This window comes from Ramlibacter sp. (assembly GCF_050250995.1).
In the GTDB taxonomy this organism is placed as follows: Bacteria; Pseudomonadota; Gammaproteobacteria; order Burkholderiales; family Burkholderiaceae_C; genus Ramlibacter.
This window is the reverse complement of the sequence record NZ_JBFWNP010000034.1, coordinates 27,056-41,666: the sequence shown is the minus strand read 5'-3', so window position 1 is coordinate 41,666 and position 14,611 is coordinate 27,056. Positions and strand designations below refer to the sequence as shown.

The following is a 14,611-nucleotide window of genomic DNA, read 5'->3' as shown; positions in this document are numbered from 1 at the left end:
GATCAGCTCGGACTTGCCGACCTCTGGCCCACCTGCTCCTCGAGCCTCGCGATCTTCGCATGCGCGTGGCGCTCGAAGTTCCACTTGGCGCACAGCGTGCAGGCGGCCTGCCACACCTCGATCGGATCGAACGGCTTCTTGATCACGAGCAGGCGGTCGTGCCGCTCGAAATTCTCGAGCGCCTCGTCCCACGAATAGGGCGAGTAGGCGGTGCAGAAGACGATCTGCATGGAAGGATCGAGCTTCCAGAGTTCCGTCGCGGTCTGCAGGCCATCCCAGCCGGGCGGCATGCGCATGTCGACGAAGGCGACGGCAAAGGGCATGCCTTCGAGCGCTGCGCCCCGCGCAAGATCGAGCCCCTCGCGGCCCTGGTGCGCCGAGCGTATGTCGAATCCGCGCCGCTCGCGCCGGGACGCGGCGCTGAACACGCGGGCCTCCAACTGGTCGAACTGCGCGTCGGCCGCGGCCATCGCGGGCGACGCGAGCACGCTGCGGAAGTCCTCGTGCATCGAAGGTTCGTCGTCGACGACGAGCACCCGCCGGTTCTCCTGACCCCCCATGTCGCGACCTCCAGCACTCATACTGCGACCCTCCGCAAAAAACAGCGAGGCGTCATCCCGGCACCGCGACGAACGGTGGGGTCTTCGAGGACCGCCGTGGCGCCGGTAAGCCGGACCTGCGGCGTGTCGAGCGCGATGCGGTGGACCGTGCCCTGCGCCCGGGCCGCGCAGGGTCCGAGCAGGAGTGCCGTCACCAGAAGTGCGCGAATCCACATGACGGCCCATTCTGTGACCGGCCCTGTCGCTTGTCACCGCACCCTATACGTTAGTCTCGCTTACTAAAGTCCTCCGGGTGCGGGCAATGCCTCTCGAGCCCCGACCGCCGGCAGTTCCAGGACAAACGTCGCTCCCTGCCCCGCCCCGTCGCTGTGGACGCTCAACTTGCCGCCCATTTCGGTGGCCGCGATCGCGCAGCTGTGCAGGCCGAACCCGTGGCCGCCGCTGCGCGTGGTGAAGCCGTGCGAGAAGATGCGCGACAGATCCTCCGGCGCGATGCCGCGGCCGCTGTCGCGCACGATGAAGCGCAGCTTGCCCGGTTCGGACTGCACGCCCAGCGTCACGCGCCGCGGCCCCTCGTGGCCCTCCGTGAGGGCATGCGCGGCGTTCTCGATCAGATTGACGAGGATCTGCAGCGTGCGCGTCTTGTCGATATCCGCCGCGGGCAAGTCGTCGAATTCCCTGACGACCTCGATGCCGCCGGCCGCGATGGCGTCTTCCTTCATGCGCAGCGCCTCGTCGACGAGATCGCCCGGAACCACCCGCTCCATCATCACCGACGGTCCGGCATGGGTCTGCTGGATTGCGACGATCTTCTTGATGTGGTCCACGTTCGCGACCAGGCGGCTCAGGTGCTCCTTCATGCTCTCGCGCTCGTGGTGCAGCACATCGGAGAGTTCCTGCAGGTACTTCGGCACCTGCCTCCCCATGGGGTCGTCGGCCAGAAAGGTGTCGACGCCGTCGGCACGCGACTTCAGGAGCTCCGCCACGCGATCGAGCCCCTCCGCACGCGAGCGCGAGAGTTCGCTGCGCATCAGCTCCGCGCTCACGTTGACGCTGTTGAGGGTGTTGCCGACGTTGTGCAGCACATTGGTGGCGACCTCGGCGCGGCCGGCGCGGCGGGCCGTCTCCAGGAGCTTCTGCTGCGTCTGCCGCAACTCGCGCGTGCGCTCGTCCACGTGCTGCTCCAGCCGCTCGTAGAGCAGCGCGTTCTGCAGGCTCACGGCCAGCGGCCCGGCGATGCCCTCGATGGCGGCGCGTGCCGCCGGCGCGATCCCGTTCGCGGGTTTGTCGAGGGACAGGATGGCATCCAGCGCCCCGTGCGGGCTGATCGGCAACACGAGCGAGGTCGCGTCTTCGTGCGCCTGATGCGTGCGTTCGACGGCGCGCAAGGCCTCCAGGTTCACGAATCCGCCCTGCCCGGCCTCTTCCACCGGCATGCGCACGCCGCCCAGGTCGTACAGGAACCAGTTTCCGAGGTCCGGATCGCGCAGGACGAATCTGACGTTCATGGAGCCGGAGATCGCCGAGACGATCTGGCACATGCGGGCATGGAGCTTGTCCAGCCGTGTTTCCTTTCCCAGCGCCTGGGAGGCCTGGAGGATGCCGAGGGCGAGGGCCTGCGCGTCCTCCTTCTGGCGCTTCTCGAAGTTGATGCGGTCGGCCAGCGCGAAGGACAGCAGGATCATCTCGAGCGCGGATCCCACCGCGAAGCTGTTGGCTGCGAAGGCGTTTTCCGCTGCGAACAAGGGCATGGGGATCAACAGCCGCAGCGTCGGCAGGGCCACGCCGAGATAGAGCGCACCCCAGGCGGCGCACAGATACTTCGCGCCGGGCCAGCCGCGAACCATCGCGACGACGGACACGCTGGTGACGACGAGCGTCAGGATGACCTGCGTGGGGCCGCCGAGCGCGGCGCCGATGTGCGCCCCGCCCAGCGCCAGGAGCGCGACGACGGCGGCGACCCATGCCATGACCTTCAGCGCCTTGTCGCCCCAGGGGAGTCGCTCGCGCGTGTGCAGGAAGTGCCGCGTGAGGATCGCCGAAAACATGCCGCTGAGCGCGAACAGCACCCACATGGCCCGCGTGTTCCACCAGGTCCACGTGCCCCAGAAGAACTGCTGTCCGACGCCGGCCAGACAGGCGATGCCGAGCGCCGCGCATCCGGCGCAGCAGACGTAGTACAGATAGCCGCGGTCGCGCAGCGAAAAGTAGAGCAGCAGGTTGTAGATCAGCATGCCCGCCATCAGCCCGAGATACACGACGATGAATGCGAAGGCAGGCAACTGGGTCTTCTGCAACGCCTGGGGCTGCCACAGCACCACGCGCAACGTGGCGTTGCCCAGGTGGCGAACGCGCACCATGACCGAGGTCGTCTGACCCGCCTTGACACGGACCGGAAACTGGAAGAAGCGCTGGTCGACCGGCCGCGTGTCGAAGGGAAGCTCCGCGCCGACTTCAGGGAACGCCTTCCAGGCGCCGCCGCCTTCGCGCACGAAGACCTGGATGTTCTGGATCAGGGGCCGCGGGATCTCGAGCGTCCATTCTTCCGGCGCGCCCGGCTCGGCCACGATGTCCATCCACGTCCAGTACGCGCGCTCCTTGTCGAGCCGGTATTGCGAGATGCGCTGCGTGCGCACCGTCTTCATCCCGCCCTTGCGGCCGAGCGCCTCGACGGCATCGACCGTGAGATTGCCGGACGGGTCCTCGAGCGCCCAGGCGGCATCGCTCAGGACGACGCGCTCGACATCCCTGGACACGCGATGCACCGGCGCATCCGCCGCGAACGATGCGAACGATGCGAACGCCAGCGCAAGGCCCGCCAGCGCGAGCACCCGGTGCAGCCAGCCGCTCAGGCGGCTTCGAGTCTCCGCTCCAGGGCCCATTTCGCGCACAGCGTAACGGCGGCTTGCCAGACTTCGATGGGGTCGAAGGGCTTCTTCACGACGAGCAGGCGGTCGCGCGCATCCAGCTCGTCGAGCGTGTCCTGCCACGAATAGTCGGAATAGGCCGTGCAGAAGATCACCTGCAGGCGAGGATCGAGGCGCCACAGCGCCTTCACGGTCTGCACGCCGTCCCACCCGGGGGGCATGCGCATGTCGACGAAGGCGACGGCGAAAGGCATGCCCCTTGCCAGGGCCTCGCGTGCAAGCTCGAAACCCTGCTCGCCCTGGTGGCCGGAGGACACCTCGAACCCGAGGCGCTGCGCGCGCGGGCCGTTGCCGAACAACGATGACTCCAGTTGCTCGAAACGAATCTGCGAATCCGCGGGCGCAGATTCCGTCAAGACGCTTCGAAAGTCCTCGTGCATCGACGGCTCGTCGTCGATCACGAGAACCCGCCGGTTCTCGTACTGCATCTGGCTGTCCCGCTCTCCTTCTGTCGGAATATTCTGCAATACCTTCGGGTGAAATGGAATGCTGTCGAGCTATCGGGATCGCGTCCCGGTCAGCTTCGGCCGGCCGGCACGAGGGGAAGTTCGAGCGTGAAGGTGGCGCCCCGGCCCTCGCCCTCGCTTTGTACGGCAATGCTGCCGCCCATCTCGCCGGCGGCGACCGCGCAGCTGTGCAGGCCGAAGCCATGGCCGGCCTCGCGCGTCGTGAAGCCGTGCGAGAAGATGCGCGGCAGGTGCTCCTGCCGGATTCCGCAGCCCGCGTCCCCGACCTGGAAGCGCAGCTTGCCGCCCGCCGTCTCCAGCCGCAGCGTGAGCTTGCGGGCATCCGCCGCCAGTCCTTCCATCGCCTGCCGCGCGTTGGTCATCAGATTGACGAGGATCTGCACGGCACGCGTCTTGTCCAGGCGCACCGCCGGCAGGTCCACGAAGTCCTTCACCACCTCCAGTCCCTCGCCGGGCACTGCGTTCGATGCGATCCGCAACGCGTCCTCGATCAGCTCGCTCGGTCGGACCTCCTCGGTCAGCACCGAGGGACCTGCATACGATTGCTGCGTGGCGACGACGTTCTTGATGTGGTCGACGCTGGTCGCCTGTCGGCCCAGGTGCTCCAGCAGCTCCTGCCGCTCTTCCTCGAGCACCATGGACAGCTTGCGCAGGTACTCCGGCAGGATGCGGCCTTTCGAGTCGTTCAGGAGAAAGGCGCCGAGGTCCTCGCGATGCTCGTCGAGCAGATCGACGGCCCGGGCCAGCCCCTGGAGCCGCGACCCCGCGAGGCGCGTGCGCATCAGGTGCGTCGCCACGTTGACGCTGTTGAGGGTGTTGCCCACGTTGTGCAGCACGTTGGTCGCGATCTCCGCCATGCCGGCGCGCCGCGCGGTAGCGAGCAGCTTGTGCTGCGTTTCGCGCAACGCTCTCGTCTGCTCCTCGACGCGCTGCTCCTGGTGTTCGTAGAGCAGAACGTTCTCGAGACTGACGGCCAGCGGCCCGGCGACGGCCTCGACCGCCGCGAGCGACACGTCCGAGAACGCACCGCGCTGTCCGCGGTTCTCGAGAATGAGCACCGCCACCGCCGCCCCGTGATGGACGATGGGCAGCGCCAGGAGCGAACAGCAGGCCACGCCGGCAAACCGCGGGTCCGTCGAGAACCGGGGGTCTTCCCGCGCGTCGGCCACGACCAGCGACTGGCTCGAACTCCGGACCCAGCGGAACGCGCTTGCGCACAGCAGGCCGCGCGCGCCCGCCTCGTCGACCGACAAGGGTTCGCCTCCTTCGGGGCCGTCGTGCAGGAACCACCGGTCCGCTGCGTTTTCGCGAACGACGAATTGGACGTCCGTTGCGCCCGCGACTTCCGCCATCACGCCGCACAGCCGTGCGTACAGGCGATCGAGCCGCGTTTCCGTGCTGAGCGCCTGCGAGGCGCGCAGCAACGCCATGGCGTGCGCCTGGGCCTGCTCCTTCAGCCTGCGCTCCTCGTTGATGCGGTCCGCGAGCGCCAGCGACAGCAGGATCATCTCGAGCGAACTGCCGAAGGCCACGGCGCCCGGCACCGTGATGTTCCAGTCGACCGCCTGCGTGAAGCGCAGCGCCGCCACGAACGCCGAGAGCTGGAAGGCCATGCACGCCGCGCCGTAGTAGGCGGCGCCCGGCCACCTGCGCACGACCGCGAAGACCGACAGGCCGATCGTGGTGACGGTCAACACGAACGAGCCGGGAATGATCAGTACATCCGCCAGGAACTTGGGCAGCGCGGCGGAGGCCGCCGCTGCCGCGATGCCCATCCAGGTGGCGACCCGCAGCACCTGGTCGACGGCGGGAAGGCGCTGGCGCGTCGAGAGGAAGTGCCGGGTGAAGGTCGCCGAATAGGCGATGACCAGCGAATACGCGATGTGGGTGAAGCGGCTGTTCCACCATCCGCCCCAGTCGCCCCACATGTGGACCGCGCCAATGCCGGTGTTGCCCGCAACGGCCAGTGCGATGGTGGTGATGAAGGCCGTGTAGGTGAGGTAGCGGCGGTCGCGCACCACGACGAAGAGAAGCAGGTTGTAGAACAACAGGCCCGCGTAAATGCCGAAATACAGGATGTACAGGTTCTCCGTGGCCCGGTCGGCGGCGTGGAAGGCTTCGGGCTGCCAGAGTTCGAGGTCGATCGGCGACTCGCCGCTGTCCTGAATGCGCAGGAGCATGGCCTGGGTGCGGCCGGGCTCCAGTTCGACCGGAAAGACGAAGCTTCGGTTGGGGACCTCGCGCGCCGACATCGGCACCCTCGCTCCCGTCTCCGGCGAAGCGGCCCAGGAACCGTCCGCGGACTGGAGGTACAGGCGCACCCGGTCGTGTACCGGCCAGCCGGCGGCCAGCAGCCACTGCCGCGGGGCGGACGCGGCGGCAGCGACGTCGATCTTCAGCCAGAGGGTGCTGACGGCATGCGTCCGCAGCATGGCGCTCTTGGGATACGCGGCGGGGCGCATGACGCCGCTCGCCGCCAGCGCGGCCACTTCAGCGGCCGTCCGGTTGCCGGTCAGGTCCTCGAGCACCCCGACGGAAGCCGCCAGGTCGATGCGGGGCGTGTCCTTCGCGGCCGAATGAGTCCGCGCCGCCTGGGACCACGCGGCCGAACTCATCAGAACCAAGACGAGAAACCATGTGGCACGCAAGCCCATGGCAGGCATTCTGCGTCGAGCGCGGGGTTGTCATCCCGCGACGGAAGTCTCACCCCACCCAGTTTCGCGCGTTGCGCCAGAGCTGCATCCAGGGACTGAAGCCGGATTTGTCGCCGGAAGTCCAGGACATCTGCGCGTTGCGGAACACGCGTTCCGGGTGCGGCATGAGCGCGGTGAATCGGCCATCGGCCGTGGTCACGGCGGTGAGGCCCGCCGGGCTGCCGTTCGGATTGAACGGATAGCGCTCGGTCGGCGCGCCCGTGTTGTCGACGAAACGCATGGCCGCAATGGCCCGGTCGCGGTCGCCGCGTTGCGAGAAGTTGGCGAAGCCCTCGCCGTGCGCCACCGCGATGGGGAGGCGGCTGCCTGCCATGCCCTTGAAGAAGAGGCTGGGCGAATCCAGCACTTCGACAAGCGACAGCCGGGCCTCGAAGCGTTCGCTGCGGTTGGTCGTGAAGCGCGGCCAGGCCTGCGCGCCCGGAATGATGTCGGCGAGCTCGGCGAACATCTGGCAGCCGTTGCACACGCCCAGGCCGAAGGTGTCCGTGCGCGCGAAGAAGTTCCGGAACTGGTCGGACAGCACCGCGTTGAAGGTGATGCTGCGCGCCCATCCGATGCCCGCGCCCAGCGTGTCCCCGTAGCTGAAGCCGCCGCAGGCGACGATGCCGCGGTAGTCGGCAAGCTTCGCGCGGCCGGCCTGCAGGTCCGTCATGTGAACGTCGAACGCGTCGAAGCCCGCCTCGGTGAACGCGTACGCCATCTCGACGTGCGAGTTGACGCCCTGCTCCCGCAGGATCGCGACCTTCGGCCTTGCACCAATGTTGACGAAGGGCGCAGTGTCCGGCGCGAAAGTCAGCGACACCGACAAGCCCGGGTCCAGCGGATCGCCCGCCGCCGCGTGCTCGCTGTCTGCGCACTCGGGGTTGTCGCGCTCGCGGCAGATCTTCCAGCTAACGCTGTCCCACACCTGGTGCAGGTCAACCAGCTTCGCGGAGAACACCGGCTTCGTGTCGCGCCACACCTGCAGTTCGTGGTTGCCGGGCCGCGTCTTGCCGATGAAGTGGCTGTGCTTCGACAGGCCGTGCTCGCGCAGCAGCTGCATCACCTCGTTGCGCTCGGCCGTGCGCACCTGCAGCACGACGCCCAGCTCCTCGCTGAAGAGCGCGCGCAGCGTGAGGTCTTCGCGCCGCGCGCTCACCTGCGAGGCCCAGTTCTTCGCGTCGCCGAATTCGGCGCGGCTGTCGCCGATGCCGTCGCCTTCGGTGACGAGCAGGTCGACGTTGAGCGTGACACCGACGTGGCCGGCGAACGCCATTTCGGCGACTGCGGCGAAGAGTCCGCCGTCGCTGCGGTCGTGATAGGCGAGGATGCGTCCCTGCTCGCGCAGCCTGTTCACCGCGGCGACGAGGTTCACGAGGTCGCTTGCCTCGTGAAGATCGGGCACCTCGCCGCCGAATGCGCCGCGCGTCTGCGCGAGGATGCTGCCGCCCATGCGGTTGCGGCCGCGCCCGAGGTCGACCAGCACGAGCGTCGTGTCGGGCTCCTTCGCATCGAGCTGCGGCGTCAGCGTGCCGCGCACGTCGGCGAGCGTGGCGAAAGCCGTGACGATCAGGCTGACCGGCGAGGTGACTTTCTTCGCCTGCCCGTTGTCCGTCCACTGCGTGCGCATCGACAGGCTGTCCTTGCCGACAGGCACCGACACGCCGAGCGCGGGGCACAGGTCCATGCCGATCGCACGAACGGTTTCGTACAGCGCGGCGTCTTCTCCGGGTTCGCCGCAGGCGGCCATCCAGTTCGCGGAGAGCTTCACGCGCTTCAGCTCGATGGGCGCGGCGAGCAGGTTCGTGATGGCCTCGGCCACCGCCATCCGGCCCGAGGCGGGCGCATCGATGGCCGCGAGCGGCGTGCGTTCGCCCATGCTCATCGCCTCGCCGGCGAAGCCCTTGTAGTCGGCCAGCGTGACCGCGCAGTCGGCCACCGGCACCTGCCATGGCCCGACCATCTGGTCGCGGTGAGAGAGCCCGCCGACCGTGCGGTCGCCGATGGTGACGAGGAATCGCTTGGAGGCGACGGTGGGATGGCTCAAGACCCCGATCGCGGCGTCCTGCAGCGCAACGCCGGTGAGGTCGAAGGCGGGCGCCGTGCGCTCGATGCGCTTCACGTCGCGGTGCATCCGCGGCGGCTTGCCAAGCAGCACGTCCATCGGCATGTCGACCGGGGTGTCGGCACCTTCGTCCACGACTTTCAGCTGCCGCTCCTCGGTCGCCACGCCGACGACGGCGAACGGGCAGCGCTCGCGTTCGCACATCGCGCGGAACTGCGCGAGCGACTCCGGCGCGATGGCCATGACGTAGCGCTCCTGGCTTTCGTTCGACCAGATCTCCTTCGGCGCGAGGCCCGACTCCTCGAGCGGCACCTTGCGCAGGTCGAACCGCGCGCCGCGTCCCGCGTCGTTCGTCAGCTCCGGAAACGCGTTCGACAGGCCGCCCGCGCCCACGTCGTGGATCGCGAGGATCGGGTTCGCCTCCCCCAGCATCCAGCACTGGTTGATGACCTCCTGCGCGCGCCGTTCGATCTCGGGGTTGCCGCGCTGCACGGAATCGAAATCGAGCTGCGCGGCGTTGGCGCCCGTCGCCATCGAGCTCGCCGCGCCGCCGCCCATGCCGATGCGCATGCCGGGGCCGCCCAGCTGCACGAGCAGCGTGCCGGCGGGAAACGCAATCTTCTTCGTCAGCCGCTCGTCGATGAAGCCGAGCCCGCCCGCGATCATTATCGGCTTGTGGTAGCCCCGCGCCACACCCGCCACCTCCTGCTCGTACTCGCGGAAATAGCCCAGCAGGTTCGGCCGGCCGAATTCGTTGTTGAACGCCGCGCCGCCGAGCGGCCCTTCGGTCATGATCTGCAGCGGACTCGCGATGTGCTCGGGCTTGCCGAAGACCCCGTCCCACAGCTTCGACACCGTGAAGCCGGTCAGGCCCGCCTTGGGTCGCGCGCCGCGGCCCGTCGCGCCCTCGTCGCGGATCTCGCCGCCCGCGCCCGTGGACGCGCCCGGAAACGGGGAGATCGCGGTCGGGTGGTTGTGCGTCTCCACCTTCATCAGCACGTGATGGACGGCGCTGCCCTTTTCGTAGCGCTGCGCGTCGCCGGGCACGAAACGCTCGACCGCACTGCCCTCCATCACCGACGCGTTGTCCGCGTAGGCGATCACGGTGTGCTGCGGGTGGAGCCGGTGCGTGTTGCGGATCATCCCGAACATGCTCATGTCCTGCCGCTCGCCGTCGATCGTGAAATCGGCATTGAAGATCTTGTGGCGGCAGTGTTCGCTGTTGGCCTGCGCGAACATCATCAGCTCGACATCGCTCGGATTGCGGCCGAGCCCGGTGAAGGCCTGCACGAGGTAATCGATTTCATCGTCCGCGAGCGCGAGGCCGAAGCGCGCGTTCGCCGCCTCGAGCGCGCCGCGGCCGCCGGCCAGCACGTCCACGTGCTCCATCGGCGCGGCCTGCAGCTCGGTGAAGAGCTGCGCGGCCTCCGCGCGCGAAGCCACCACGCTCTCGGTCATGCGGTCGTGCAGAAGCGCCGCGACTTCGCGAAGCTTGCCGTCGCCGGGCGCGGCGCCCTTGCCGAACCAGCCCGATTTCATCTGCAGCCGGTATTCGACGATGCGCTCCACGCGCCTGAGCGCCAGGCCACAGTTGTGCGCGATGTCGGTCGCCTTCGACGCCCAAGGCGACACCGTGCCCAGGCGCGGCGTGACGATGAGCAGCGGCCCCACGGCGCCGTCCTCGGCCGGCTCGCCATAGGTCAGCAGCGCCGCCAGCCGCTCTTTCTCGGCGGGGGACGGCGCGTGGTCCGCCGCGACGAGATGGACGAAGCGGCCGGCGATGCCCGCGATGCGGTCGTCGATGGCGGCGAGGCGGGGGAGCAGCTGGCGGGCGCGGAAGTCGCCGAGGGCACGGCCGCCCTCGAATTCGGTGATGTGCAGGGACACGCTGGATGGGGCCTGGAGGGGTACGCGGATTCTATCTGCGCGCCTTGCGGGCCCGATGGGATAATCGATGCCATGAGTATTACGTACAAGGATGCCGAGGGCGTTCAGGGCATGCGCACCGCCGGCCGGCTCGCGGCCGAGGTCCTGGACCACCTCACGGACCACATCAAGCCGGGCATCACGACGCGCGAGATCGACCGCCTGGCTTCGGAATTCATGAAGAAGCAGGGCACGACATCGGCCACGCTCGGCTACCAGCCCTCGGGCTACCCGCCCTACCCCGCATCGCTGTGCACGTCGGTCAACCACGTCGTGTGCCATGGCATTCCCAACGACAAGCCGCTGAAGAAGGGCGATATCGTCAACGTCGACGTCACCGTCATCAAGGACGGCTGGTACGGCGACACCAGCCGCATGTTCATGGTGGGCGAAGTCTCCATCGCGGCGAAGCGGCTCGTGCAGATCACCTACGAAGCCATGTGGCACGGCATCGTCAAGGTCAAGCCCGGCGTGCGCCTGGGCGACATCGGTTTCGACATCCAGAAGTTCGCCGAGGGCAATGGATTTTCGGTGGTGCGCGAGTTCTGCGGCCACGGCATCGGCCGGAAGTTCCACGAGGAGCCGCAGGTGCTGCACTACGGCAAGCCGGGCACGCTCGAGGAACTGAAGCCCGGCATGACCTTCACCATCGAGCCCATGATCAATGCCGGCCGGCGCGACGTGAAGGAGTTCGGCAACGACGGCTGGACCATCGTCACCAAGGACCATTCGCTCTCGGCGCAATGGGAGCACACCGTGCTGGTGACCGAGACCGGCTACGAGGTCCTCACGCTCTCGGACGGCAGCCCGCCGCCGCCCGCCTTCGTCAAGGGATGACCGAGTCGGCCGTGCAGTCCGTGCGCGACGAGCATCGCGCCGGCAAGGCACGGCTGCTCGAGCGGCTGCGCGCGCAGGGCAATTCCACGCGCGGCATCGGCCGCCTGCTTTCCGATTTCGCTTCGCTCGCCGACACGGCGCTGCAGCGCCTGTGGGACGCCGCCGGGCTCGATGGCTCGTTCGCGCTCGCCGCCGTGGGCGGCTTCGGGCGCGGCGAGCTGTTTCCGCATTCCGACGTGGATGTCCTCGTGCTCGTTCCCGAGGGCGCCTCGGCCGAAGACGAAGCCGTCAAGTCGCGCCTCGAGCGCTTCATCGGCAGTTGCTGGGACGCCGGCCTCGAGATCGGTTCGAGCGTGCGCACCGTGGCCGAATGCGTGGCGCAGGCGCAGTCGGATGTGACGGTGCAGACCTCGATGCTCGAATCGCGGCTCGTGGCGGGCGACGCGAAGCTCTTCGCGGCCTTCCGTCGCGCATTCAAGGACACCCTCGACCCCAACGCGTTCTTCGTGGCCAAGACGCTCGAGATGCGCCAGCGGCACAACAAGTACGAAAACACACCCTACTCGCTCGAACCCAACTGCAAGGAGTCGCCTGGGGGCCTTCGCGACCTCCAGCTGATCCTGTGGATCGCGAGGGCCGCGGACCTCGGGCGCAGCTGGGACGAGCTCGCGCGCAAGGGACTGGCCACGCCGTTCGAGGCGCGGCAGATCAAGCGCAACGAGGCGCTCCTGAGCCTGATCCGCGCGCGGCTGCACCTGATCGCCAACCGCCGCGAAGACCGGCTCGTGTTCGACCTGCAGCAATCGGTGGCCGAATCGTTCGGCTACACGGCGGTGAAGAACGCGCAGGGCCGCACCGTGGCGCGCGCGAGCGAGATGCTCATGAAGCGGTTCTACTGGGCGGCAAAGGCGGTCACGCAGCTCAATCAGATCCTGCTGCTCAATATCGAGGAGCGGCTGAATCCGAGCACCCATGCGCCGCGGCCGATCAACGAGCGCTTCTTCGAGAAGGCCGGGATGATCGAGGTCGGAAGCGACGACCTCTACCTGAACGACCCGCACGCGATCCTGGAGACGTTTCTGCTGTACCAGTCGACGGTCGGCATCAAGGGCCTGTCGGCGCGCACGCTGCGCGCGCTGTACAACGCACGCACGGTGATGGACGCGAAATTCCGCGGCGACCCGGTCAATCACGAGACCTTCCGCAAGATCCTCATGCAGCCGCGCGGCATCACCCACGCCATGCGGCTGATGAACCAGACCTCCGTGCTGGGCCGCTACCTGTGGGTGTTCCGCCGCATCGTCGGGCAGATGCAGCACGACCTGTTCCACGTCTACACGGTCGACCAGCACATCCTCATGGTGCTGCGCAACGTGCGCCGCTTCTTCATTGCGGAGCATGCGCACGAATACCCTTTCTGCTCGCAGCTCGCCGCCGGCTGGGACAAGCCGTACGTCCTGTACGTCGCCGCCCTGTTCCACGACATCGCCAAGGGACGCGGCGGCGATCATTCGGAACTCGGCGCGCGCGAAGTGCAGTTTTTTTGCCGGCAGCACCGCATCGAGCCGGAGGAGTGCGAGCTGATCGAGTTCCTCGTGCGCCAGCACCTGTCGATGAGCCACACCGCGCAGAAGTCGGACCTGGGCGACCCGGAGGTGATCCGCGCCTTCGCCGAGCGCGTGGGCAACGAGCGGCGGCTCACGGCGCTGTACCTGCTGACCGTGGCCGACATCCGCGGCACGAGCCCGAAAGTCTGGAACGCGTGGAAGGGCAAGCTGCTGGAAGACCTGTACCGCTACACGCTGCGCGTGCTGGGCGGACGCGCGCCCGACCGCGACGCGGATGTCGAGGCGCGCAAGCGGGAGGCGCTCGTGCAACTCCAGCTCTTCGCGCTGCCGTTCCAGGCGCACAAGAAGCTGTGGGACACGCTCGACGTCGGCTACTTCATGCGGCACGAGGCGAGCGACATCGCCTGGCACACGCGCCACATCTCGCGGCACGTCGGCAGCGGCCTGCCGATCGTTCGCGCGCGGCTCTCACCCATCGGCGAGGGCCTTCAGGTCGTCGTGTACACGCCCGACCAGACCGACCTCTTCGCGCGCATCTGCGGCTACTTCGACCAGGGCGGCTTCAGCATCCTCGACGCGAAGATCCACACGACCACCAACGGCTACGCGCTCGACACCTTCCAGGTCGTCACGAACATGATGCCCGACCACTACCGCGAACTGCTGAACATGGTGGAGTCGGACCTGGCCGCGACGCTGCAGGCGGCGGGGCCGCTGCCATCGCCGAGCCGAGGCCGCGTGTCGCGGCGCGTGAAGAGCTTTCCCATCGCCACGCGCGTCGACCTGCGGCCCGACGACAAGATGCAGCACTGGCTGCTGTCGGTGTCGGCCAGCGACCGCGCGGGCCTGCTCTACTCCATTGCCCGCGTGCTCGCGCGGCACAAGCTGAACCTGCAGCTCGCGAAGGTGACGACGCTCGGCGAGCGGGTCGAGGATACGTTCCTCATCAACGGGCCGGAACTGCAGCAGAACAGGAAGCAGATCGAGATCGAAACCGAGCTGCTGGAGGCGCTGGCGGCCTAATCGTCGTCGACGCCCGCCATGTCGGGGAAGAGCACGTCGGTGTAGCCGAACTGCGAGAAGTCGCGCATGCGCATCGGGTAGAGCTTGCCCACGAGGTGGTCGCACTCGTGCTGTACCACGCGGGCGTGGAAGCCGTCGACGGTGCGGTCGATGGGCTGGCCCTTCGGATCGACGCCCGTGTAGCGGATCGCCTTGTACCGGGGCACGAGCCCGCGCAGGCCTGGCACCGACAGGCAGCCCTCCCAGCCCGCTTCTTCCTCGGTGCCCATGGGCACGATCGTCGGATTGAGCAGGATCGTGCGCGGCACCACGGGCGCATCCGGGTAGCGCGGATTCGGCGCGTCGGTGCCGAAGATCACGAGCTGAAGGTCGACCCCGATCTGCGGCGCGGCAAGGCCCGCGCCGTTCGCATCCTTCATCGTGTCGAACATGTCGGCGATGAGGGCGTGGAGGTCGGGCGTGTCGAACCGCGTCACCGGCTGCGCGATGCGCAGCAGGCGGGGGTCGCCCATCTTGAGGATTTCACGAATGGCCATGCGTCATTG

The 14,611-nt window shown here is 68.1% G+C and carries 8 protein-coding genes; 2 read left to right on the top strand and 6 right to left on the bottom strand.

The features are described from left to right. Positions 1-2 precede the first annotated feature (2 nt). The 5 genes from AB7E83_RS19405 to purL form a co-directional block, all read right to left on the bottom strand. Complete coding sequence (locus AB7E83_RS19405) at positions 3-560, bottom strand: response regulator transcription factor (RefSeq protein ID WP_428572413.1); 558 nt, start codon at positions 558-560, stop codon at positions 3-5. Between the two features lie 278 nt (positions 561-838). Beyond that, positions 839-3,442: a sensor histidine kinase gene (locus tag AB7E83_RS19400; RefSeq protein ID WP_428572411.1), complete on the bottom strand. Its 2,604-nt coding sequence runs from the start codon at positions 3,440-3,442 to the stop codon at positions 839-841. Next, positions 3,409-3,915: a response regulator gene (locus AB7E83_RS19395; RefSeq protein WP_428572409.1), complete on the bottom strand. Its 507-nt coding sequence runs from the start codon at positions 3,913-3,915 to the stop codon at positions 3,409-3,411. Before AB7E83_RS19395 ends, AB7E83_RS19400 begins: the two co-directional genes overlap by 34 nt. Positions 3,916-4,004: 89 nt before the next feature. Continuing rightward, positions 4,005-6,608 carry a sensor histidine kinase gene (locus tag AB7E83_RS19390; protein ID WP_428572407.1) on the bottom strand — a complete coding sequence of 868 codons (2,604 nt, stop codon included), beginning with the start codon at positions 6,606-6,608 and terminating at the stop codon, positions 4,005-4,007. Positions 6,609-6,657: 49 nt separating this feature from the next. After that, on the bottom strand, positions 6,658-10,599 hold the full coding sequence (gene purL, locus AB7E83_RS19385; RefSeq protein WP_428572405.1) for a phosphoribosylformylglycinamidine synthase: 3,942 nt from the start codon (positions 10,597-10,599) through the stop codon (positions 6,658-6,660). Positions 10,600-10,671: 72 nt separating this feature from the next. On the opposite strand from purL, the gene map reads away from it, so the two are divergent. Both map and AB7E83_RS19375 read left to right on the top strand, forming a co-directional pair. After that, entirely contained in the window at positions 10,672-11,475 is an 804-nt protein-coding gene (gene map / locus AB7E83_RS19380; RefSeq protein ID WP_428572403.1) for a type I methionyl aminopeptidase, read from the top strand. Next, the gene (locus tag AB7E83_RS19375; RefSeq protein WP_428572401.1) at positions 11,472-14,066 is read left to right on the top strand and encodes a [protein-PII] uridylyltransferase; all 2,595 of its coding nucleotides are present in this window, start codon (positions 11,472-11,474) and stop codon (positions 14,064-14,066) included. The genes map and AB7E83_RS19375 overlap by 4 nt, the downstream gene beginning before the upstream one ends. Here the strand turns inward: AB7E83_RS19375 and def are convergent. Then, positions 14,063-14,602: a peptide deformylase gene (gene def, locus AB7E83_RS19370; protein WP_428572399.1), complete on the bottom strand. Its 540-nt coding sequence runs from the start codon at positions 14,600-14,602 to the stop codon at positions 14,063-14,065. The genes AB7E83_RS19375 and def overlap by 4 nt on opposite strands. Positions 14,603-14,611: the final 9 nt, after the last annotated feature.

Coding starts and splice junctions, on each gene's coding strand:
- map (WP_428572403.1), top strand. CDS start 10,672: ATGAGTATTACGTACAAGGATGCCGAGGGCGTTCAGGGCATGCGCACC.
- AB7E83_RS19395 (WP_428572409.1), bottom strand. CDS start 3,915: ATGCAGTACGAGAACCGGCGGGTTCTCGTGATCGACGACGAGCCGTCG.
- AB7E83_RS19375 (WP_428572401.1), top strand. CDS start 11,472: ATGACCGAGTCGGCCGTGCAGTCCGTGCGCGACGAGCATCGCGCCGGC.
- AB7E83_RS19390 (WP_428572407.1), bottom strand. CDS start 6,608: ATGGGCTTGCGTGCCACATGGTTTCTCGTCTTGGTTCTGATGAGTTCG.
- AB7E83_RS19400 (WP_428572411.1), bottom strand. CDS start 3,442: ATGGGCCCTGGAGCGGAGACTCGAAGCCGCCTGAGCGGCTGGCTGCAC.
- def (WP_428572399.1), bottom strand. CDS start 14,602: ATGGCCATTCGTGAAATCCTCAAGATGGGCGACCCCCGCCTGCTGCGC.
- AB7E83_RS19405 (WP_428572413.1), bottom strand. CDS start 560: ATGGGGGGTCAGGAGAACCGGCGGGTGCTCGTCGTCGACGACGAACCT.